Annotated in this window: 9 protein-coding genes; 8 read left to right on the forward strand and 1 reads right to left on the reverse strand. The window is 59.7% G+C overall.

Features of this window, described 5'->3' with window-relative positions; genetic code table 11:
* The 4 genes from AWB68_RS41495 to AWB68_RS50980 all read left to right on the forward strand — a co-directional run.
* Positions 1–309, forward strand: a 309-nt coding sequence (locus tag AWB68_RS41495) for a hypothetical protein (protein ID WP_235028803.1), incomplete at its 5' end; no start/stop codon positions are given.
* A 1,023-nt stretch (positions 310–1,332) separates the two neighbouring features.
* Positions 1,333–2,151 carry a hypothetical protein gene (locus AWB68_RS41500; protein ID WP_087649959.1) on the forward strand — a complete coding sequence of 273 codons (819 nt, stop codon included), beginning with the start codon at positions 1,333–1,335 and terminating at the stop codon, positions 2,149–2,151.
* A 539-nt stretch (positions 2,152–2,690) separates the two neighbouring features.
* Positions 2,691–2,960: a hypothetical protein gene (locus AWB68_RS41505; protein ID WP_087649960.1), complete on the forward strand. Its 270-nt coding sequence runs from the start codon at positions 2,691–2,693 to the stop codon at positions 2,958–2,960.
* A gap of 324 nt (positions 2,961–3,284) precedes the next feature.
* The gene (locus tag AWB68_RS50980) at positions 3,285–3,416 is read left to right on the forward strand and encodes a hypothetical protein (protein ID WP_268810979.1); all 132 of its coding nucleotides are present in this window, start codon (positions 3,285–3,287) and stop codon (positions 3,414–3,416) included.
* Between the two features lie 257 nt (positions 3,417–3,673).
* On the opposite strand, the gene AWB68_RS41510 is transcribed toward AWB68_RS50980, so the two are convergent.
* The gene (locus AWB68_RS41510) at positions 3,674–3,943 is read right to left on the reverse strand and encodes a hypothetical protein (RefSeq protein WP_087649961.1); all 270 of its coding nucleotides are present in this window, start codon (positions 3,941–3,943) and stop codon (positions 3,674–3,676) included.
* Between the two features lie 627 nt (positions 3,944–4,570).
* On the opposite strand from AWB68_RS41510, the gene AWB68_RS50285 reads away from it, so the two are divergent.
* The 4 genes from AWB68_RS50285 to AWB68_RS41530 all read left to right on the forward strand — a co-directional run.
* The gene (locus tag AWB68_RS50285; RefSeq protein ID WP_087649962.1) at positions 4,571–4,918 is read left to right on the forward strand and encodes a hypothetical protein; all 348 of its coding nucleotides are present in this window, start codon (positions 4,571–4,573) and stop codon (positions 4,916–4,918) included.
* A gap of 103 nt (positions 4,919–5,021) precedes the next feature.
* The gene (locus AWB68_RS41520) at positions 5,022–5,591 is read left to right on the forward strand and encodes a BPSL1445 family SYLF domain-containing lipoprotein (protein WP_087649963.1); all 570 of its coding nucleotides are present in this window, start codon (positions 5,022–5,024) and stop codon (positions 5,589–5,591) included.
* 84 nt (positions 5,592–5,675) lie between these two features.
* Positions 5,676–6,263: a single stranded DNA-binding domain-containing protein gene (locus AWB68_RS41525; RefSeq protein WP_087649964.1), complete on the forward strand. Its 588-nt coding sequence runs from the start codon at positions 5,676–5,678 to the stop codon at positions 6,261–6,263.
* A gap of 42 nt (positions 6,264–6,305) precedes the next feature.
* A partial coding sequence (locus AWB68_RS41530) for an AI-2E family transporter (RefSeq protein ID WP_125483237.1) occupies positions 6,306–6,980 on the forward strand: 675 nt, incomplete at its 3' end.

Below are 6,980 nucleotides of genomic sequence, written 5' to 3' on the forward strand. Positions count from 1 at the left end.
CCGAAAGCGGTCGCGATGCCGGACGCCGCAGCGTCCCCGCTGTCAGCTCAAAACTCGTCTACCGCGCAGACTCCTAGCGTGCTTGAGGCGATCATAACGCAGCGGTGCTCCCTGGCGGCTCCTATCGATGATCAGCCTGATCCGGATCCGGTGCGGCAGCGGACCTGGCCGATCGAACCGGTGCGCTTAAACGGGATGACGGTCGCGGCCTATCAGGCCCGGCCGCATAACCGGTTGTTCGACGCTTGCGAGGGTCGTGCTGGTGATACTGCGGCGACGTGGTCGGTGGTATTGATTGCCAGCCGATGAGCAGGTCGTTTTTCTTCGTATACCGCCCCGAACGCCGCCATTGACCTGGCCTTTTTATTGGTGGCAAATAGTGAAAGCCAAGCGAAAGAAGGCCCGCGCAGAGGCGGCCCCGCATTGATCTACAACATGCCGCCAAAGCCCTTGAGGGGACGCATTCCTGGTCCAGCAAAAAAGAAGCCCGCCGAAGCGGGCAATCCATCACGCCGAGGAGAGCGCGAGGGAGACTCCTAACGTTGTAGTGCAAGCGATACCGCAATGCAAGGCGTATCGGTGCACCCGCGTTCCCATTTGACAGGTGACGGAAAAGGGCATGGAGATGGGCGAGTGCTTGCCTCGAGCACGAAATTGCCTGCATAGCGTCCGGGCAACTTTCCACGCGGTCCCGCGCGGCGGTTGTTCGTAGTGGTGGCATCCTGTTTGTATTGATGGCGAACATCCCGAACGAACGGGGCGAATCATGGCGACAGACCCGCACGTATCAAGAGAGGAGGCCATCCGAACCATTCGGAACCTCACGGCATTTCACGGCCAGGCGGAAGGCGAGCGACTCGCGCGGGCGAAATACAGCGAGATCGCGAAGGGCACGTTTAGCGGGTGGGTGAAGCTGGCGCGCCGGCCACCCGAACCGGAACCGATGCCGACGCGTGCGCCTCGCGAGCCGTCCGAATCCGGCGGCGGTGTTGAGCCAATCTCATTCGATGAACGCATCGTCAAAATGCGAACCGCATGCCGGGGCGTTGAGCAGCCTCCGCGAAAACTACGAAATCGATGCCGAGATGCGTGCTACCTCTCAAGGTGCGCGGCTTGTCGTTCGGGGTTTGCGATGAGTTTCTAGCCTTACATCACCCAAATCAATGCGAGTGTGCTATAGCTTCGCGACGACCGTCGTGCCAGCCAACGCGCGCTGCGCCTCAAGTCGACTGCGGGCTTCGGCCGCGCACGGACGACAATCAGGGCGAACTTTGACCATGCGAGCGACGCGGCTCGGACTTAAAAAACGCCGCAGAGAGATAGGAGGGGATCATGACTCGACGGTCAAAAGGCATCGCCGCGTTGACAATGGCTGCAATAAGTGGCTGGCCGTTTGCGGCCGACCCCCCGCCGGGCGATGCCAGCGCGCAGTGGCAGTTTGCAGTGGCGCCTTACCTTTGGTTACCTACCGTGAGCGGGACGCTCCGCTTCACGGTGCCTGGCGGCGGCGCCGACGCATCCAGCGGCCCGTACAACTATCTGCAGAACCTCAGATTCGCCTTTATGCTGCAGGGCGAGGCGCGCAAAGGGGACTGGAGTGTTTTCGCCGACTCTATCTACTTGAACTTCGGCAGGCACGAGAGCTCTGTCAATTCGACGAGCGGCGTTCTGGGCACGCGCGAAACACAGCAGGACGTTCAGACAAGTTTCGCGGGAACGCTGGTCCAACTGGGCGGCGGTCGCACTGTCGTGCGGCAGGAATGGGGGTATATCGATGCAATCGCGGGAATGCGCTATCTGGGTGTGAAGGGAACGCTCGACGTCGCAATCGGTGCGACAGCTGGCGCCAGACCTGGGGCCAGCTCAAACTTTCATGTTGGGCAAATGCAGAACATCTTCAACGGTTTTGCGGGCGTGCGCGGACGCGCGACCATCACTCAGGACGGCACCTGGTACGTCCCGTTCTATCTCGACGTGGGGACGGGCACCTCAAAGTTCACGTGGCAGGCGCTGACAGGGGTGGCGTACGCGACGAAACGGGTCGACTTCGGCCTGCTCTATCGGTACCTCGCATTTTACGGGTCGGGGGACCAGCTCGTACAAACGCTGCGCTTTAGCGGTCCAAGCGTGAATGTGACCTTCAAGTTTTAATCGCGATTTGACGGCCGTTCGAATTGCAGGACGCTGGGTGACGGCCTGCTCGATTTTGCAACACGGTCTGTGTGAAAAGAGAGGCAGCACATCGCGGCGTTGCACGGGGCGAGACGTGGCACGTCCGCCAAACCACCCGCTCGGAATCCAAAAGAGGCTGTAAAGCCATTAATGCGACAGAGCTGAAAATTCTCTGCGCGTCCCGGAGAGATCCGGAGACGTAACGTCGCGATGATTTTGGCGGGATAGCATCAATGCGTGGCATTATCTTGAGCAGCACGGCCGCAGCGCGACGGCGTCGGAACTACACGGGCATGCCGAGCAGAAGGCCACTTAAGCGAAATGCTGAAGTTGTGGGATGTCGAGAGTGCGAATGCCGTCGCATCCAAACATGGGAACTGACGGAGATGTGGCTGCTTACAAAGGGATACGATGCCGCGGCGGGATCGAGCGGCGACGTTGCGTTTCTCCGTTCCACGATCGTAGTCGGCAGGAAAATTCGATCACAACCGTACAGTGCATCAAACCGGAGAGTAATCATGAGAAGCAAGATTGGCGTATCGGTACTCGCCGCGATTGCCCTTTCTTGGCCAGCTTGGGCACAGAGTCAGGCGCAGCCTGCGGCGTCGACTGCCCCCAGCGGCAGCAATGATCCAATCGTCCAGATGAGAATGGAGGTTGCGGCAGCAAACAAGACCTACGACAAGAAGGTCAGTGCTGCCAAGAAGGTATACGACCACAAGAAGGCAGAAGCGGCCAAAGAGCGGGACGCTTCAATCGCGGCCGCCCATCATGGCGCTTCCGAGTGACCAACTGTCCTGGCGTCACTGACTCTGGCCCACGTTGCCTATACGCAACAAGAACGAGATTGGTGCGTGACGACGGACCATATAAAGAGGCTACAAGGCATGGCAGAATTCTAAGCTCTGCGGAGCTTCGGTTATGGCTATACATGGTACACGGCACCGTTGGAAAAATCGCTGACACATCGGGGAGTTTAACGAGAACCGTTTGCGATTTGACCGCACGCTCTCAGAGATTGGCTTCGACATGGGCCGAGGCTCCGTCCACGTCTGTACCAAGGCTAGGGAGAACGTTTTTTGCACGCAGGAGCGGGCCGAACTGTTCGAACGTTGCTTGACAGCGAACCGCCGTACTTCAAGGGCGACGGCATTCTGTCCGCGCTCGTGTCGATTTCGGCTTCGTATCGCATCACGCACAGCTGGTCGGCGCGTGACGTGGAATCGCGTGGTCACGCGCTATAGCCATGATACGGATGTCATTCTGTGTGGCATCGGCTATCGCTTCTAGCGAGTGGCGCGCGGCGCCGGTGCGGAATGGAGAGACGAACCGGGGTGACGGAAGCGGATCACGTCCGCGTCGCCGATTCGCAACGCAAATTAGTGAAAAGAGCCAGTGCATTGCGGTGCAGGCGAGACAGATGCGCTCAGCACTGGGGTGGCCGGGCGGCCGATGCATGCCGCGCTGCTGGCAGGCGCGGGCATTCGACCGGCGCTCTCCATCAGTACTTGGTGTCTCGCTTTTCCTGGCGGCCACCCTGCTTCGTATCGCGCTTGTCCTGCCGGCACTGGGAGTTGCTCTGTTGGTTTGCGGCCCGGCAGTCGACTTTGTTCGAGCGCCCCTCTTGCTTGGCATTCTGGTTTGCGTCCCTGCCTTCCTGGCGCTGTTGCGACTGATTAGTGGCGAGAGCCGTGCCCGATAAGGCTAAGAGCCCGGCTGCGACCAGCATTCCGCCCGTGCGCCGCCAAAGCCTGCTTCTTGATTCGACCATTTTCACGCTCCTTGATGCTTGGTTGAAGCGGCGGATTCGCTAACGCGTTTTCGTATCAACAGCGCATCGTGTGCAATGATGGCCGATTTGAAATATCGGTGACGCTGTCAGCGGATGGCCCTCGCTGTCGTCCAAGGGTCCGAGACGGGATGGCGGTCGCAAGCCAAGCGCCCCCTCAGTCTCGCGAGTCAAGCCAAATTCCGTTTGCCTGCAACATTCAACCAGTGAACTCTTGTTATCGCAACAATGACGCCGGACAAAACGCTGGATTGGCACCGACGTCGGCTCAAGTGAAATGACACGTGGTGCGAAGACATTCCCTGAGAAAAAGGACGCATAGTCTCATGGCTAGTTTAATTGATTGTTGGTCCTCGTGACATTGGACCAAGGTCCTATACCTGCTGGCGTGCGCCAGGCCTATTCTTGACGTGATCTACATTTGTTCCGAGACCGCCATGACAAGTCAACGGCCTGTTGACAGACATGTCCGTTCGGCTGGTTTGCACGTTGCCTCCGATTTGCGCCCGCTTCGCAGGGTCTCCCAGAACCTGAATGTTTTCCGCCGCGACGCTACAGATTGACTCGCCTGCGCGCTTCGCAGCGGGAAATCCAACTGGAGGTGAATAAATGAAACCGTTACCGCTTCTCGTCGTGACCCTTGCTGTGTCAGCGTGTGCAAGCCAACCCATGCCGCCGAGTGCGCAACCGGTCGGAGAGAGCCAACAGCCGGTCGCCGCAGTCTCGCAATGCATTGCTCAGAAATGGGCGAACCAGTCGCAACAGCAAGTCATATCGCAGGTGATTGTGACAAACAACCAGGCGATGGATGTCTATGTGCCGGGTCAGCAGCCTCCGAATGGCGCAGCCGCTCTCGTGCGGCCGTCATGGACGGGCAACAGCAAAACGTGGGTGGGCTTCCGCGGGGCCGGCGTGTCAGGCGGCAACACGGGTGGCGATGTTGGCGGCTGCCTCTAGGCAGTGCGTCAGTCTGGCGTTATTTAGTTGTTTCGATGGATGTGGACGGCAATCTCGGGTGCGTCAAGCCCAAATCTGTTGCAATTCAATCGAGGAGAGTTGCATGAACCGTCGTACCTTTTTTTCGCTCACTGCTATCGCCCTCGCCAGCTCGTTGGTCGCTTGCGGCTCGACCTCGACTCCGACAGAAGCGGCCAACAAGCGCAAGGAAATCGATACCGCCGTCGATGGCGCCCTCAACAAGCTGTACAGTGCGACGCCAGGTTCGCGGGAACAGGGTAGCAAGGCCAAGGCCATTCTTGTCTTTCCGTCGGTAATCGCGGCGGGCCTCGTGGTCGGCGGCGAATATGGGGAAGGTGCGCTGCGCGTGGGAGGCACGTCCGTCGGCTATTACAAGACCAGTACCGCGTCGTTCGGTTTGCAGATCGGCGCTCAGTCGAAGGTGGTGGTCCTGATGTTCATGACCCAGGACGCGCTGGATAAATTCAAAACGAACGACAAGGGCTGGACCGCCGGCGTGGATGGCTCGGTAGCGGTGGCGAAGTCGGGCGCTAACGGTACCCTCGACACCGCGACGACGAATGCGCCGATCGTCGGCTTCGTGCTGACGAACTCCGGTCTGATGGCCAATCTCAGCTTCGAAGGCACCAAGGTCAGCAGGCTCGACATCTGATGCAGGCACGGCGCCGCTTGGCTATCGAGGCGTCATTGCAGCACGCGCGCAGGACATCCAGAGGGTGTTTCCCAGGAGTCTGACATGAAGATCAGGATTTTCCTTGCGGCGGCCGCCGTCGCCTTGGTGGCGTGCCCGGCATTCGCCCAGCCACAGACATCGGTGGTGGTCACAAAAGGTGCGGAAAGTGCCACCGTAACCGGAACGAAAACGGTGACGGCCAAGGTCGTCGCCATTGACTCCACGACCCGGACCGTCACGCTGAAGGACAAAAAAGGCCGGGTCGTCGAGGTGCAGGTGGGCGAGGAGGCGCGAAACTTTGACCAGCTCAAGATTGGCGACGTGGTGACGACGGAATACCGGGAATCGATGTCGCTGAGTCTCACCAAAGCGAGCGGCCCGCGTTCCGCCTCGGAGCGCACGATAGAACAGCGGTCCACGCCCGGAGCCAAGCCCGGCGGCACGATCGGTCGTGAAGTAACGATCATGGCAGATGTCATCGCTGTGAATCCCAAGGCGGAAACGGTCACGTTGAAGGGACCGCAAGGCAACACGGTGGAGGTGATCGTGCAGGACCCCGAGCAGATGAAAAACATTCGCAAGGGCGATCAGGTTCAAGTCGTGTACACGGAAGCGCTTGCGATCTCCGTTACGCCTAGCGCGAGCAAGTAGCGGCTCGCGCGCTCCTTGAGCTAACCTGCCGGGAGACAAGTCATGCTGATCACACCGATTACCGAACGGGTGTTTTCCAGACAATTGCTCGACGTCCTGATCCGTGCGGGACTCATTGCTGTTCTGGCCATTTTCTGCTTCCGGATTTTTGTCCCGTTCCTCAACCTCATGGTCTGGGCGTTGATCCTCGCGATCACGATGTATCCGCTTCAGGTCAGACTCCAGCGTTCGTTCGCCAACAAGGGTGGCCTGATCGCCACCCTGATCATCCTTGTCGCGTTTGTCATCATCCTCGTGCCGACCTATCTGCTGGGCGTCGCTGTGGCCGAATCGATCGATCATGCGAAAGCCATTTTCGACAGCGGCAGCTTCCGCGTTCCACCGCCTGCCGACTCGGTGGCCAGTTGGCCGCTGGTGGGCCAGAAGGTGTACGACCTCTGGCAGCAGGCGTCGACGGACATCACGGGTCTGGCGCAGAAGTTCGCTCCGCAACTCAAGGATGCCGGTCTCGCTGTGCTCGCAACGATTAGCGGACTCGGCGCGGGGCTGCTCCTGTTTTTTGCCGCCTTGATCGTCGCCGGCATACTCATGGCGCACGGCGAAACAGGCCACAGAAGTGCGGTGGAGATCGCCTCGCGACTCTCCGGCCCAGTGAACGGCCCGCAGATCGCCGAACTGTGCACAGCCACCATTCGCGCGGTCGCTCAGGGCGTGGTC

It is taken from the genome of Caballeronia choica (genome assembly GCF_001544535.1).
Lineage (GTDB): Bacteria > Pseudomonadota > Gammaproteobacteria > Burkholderiales > Burkholderiaceae > Caballeronia > Caballeronia choica.

Excerpts from the sequence above, each read along its gene's own strand:
- AWB68_RS50285 (WP_087649962.1), top strand. The coding sequence starts at position 4,571 with ATGAAACCGTTACCGCTTCTCGTCGTGACCCTTGCTGTGTCAGCGTGT.
- AWB68_RS41500 (WP_087649959.1), top strand. The coding sequence starts at position 1,333 with ATGACTCGACGGTCAAAAGGCATCGCCGCGTTGACAATGGCTGCAATA.
- AWB68_RS41520 (WP_087649963.1), top strand. The coding sequence starts at position 5,022 with ATGAACCGTCGTACCTTTTTTTCGCTCACTGCTATCGCCCTCGCCAGC.
- AWB68_RS41505 (WP_087649960.1), top strand. The coding sequence starts at position 2,691 with ATGAGAAGCAAGATTGGCGTATCGGTACTCGCCGCGATTGCCCTTTCT.
- AWB68_RS41510 (WP_087649961.1), bottom strand. The coding sequence starts at position 3,943 with ATGGTCGAATCAAGAAGCAGGCTTTGGCGGCGCACGGGCGGAATGCTG.
- AWB68_RS41525 (WP_087649964.1), top strand. The coding sequence starts at position 5,676 with ATGAAGATCAGGATTTTCCTTGCGGCGGCCGCCGTCGCCTTGGTGGCG.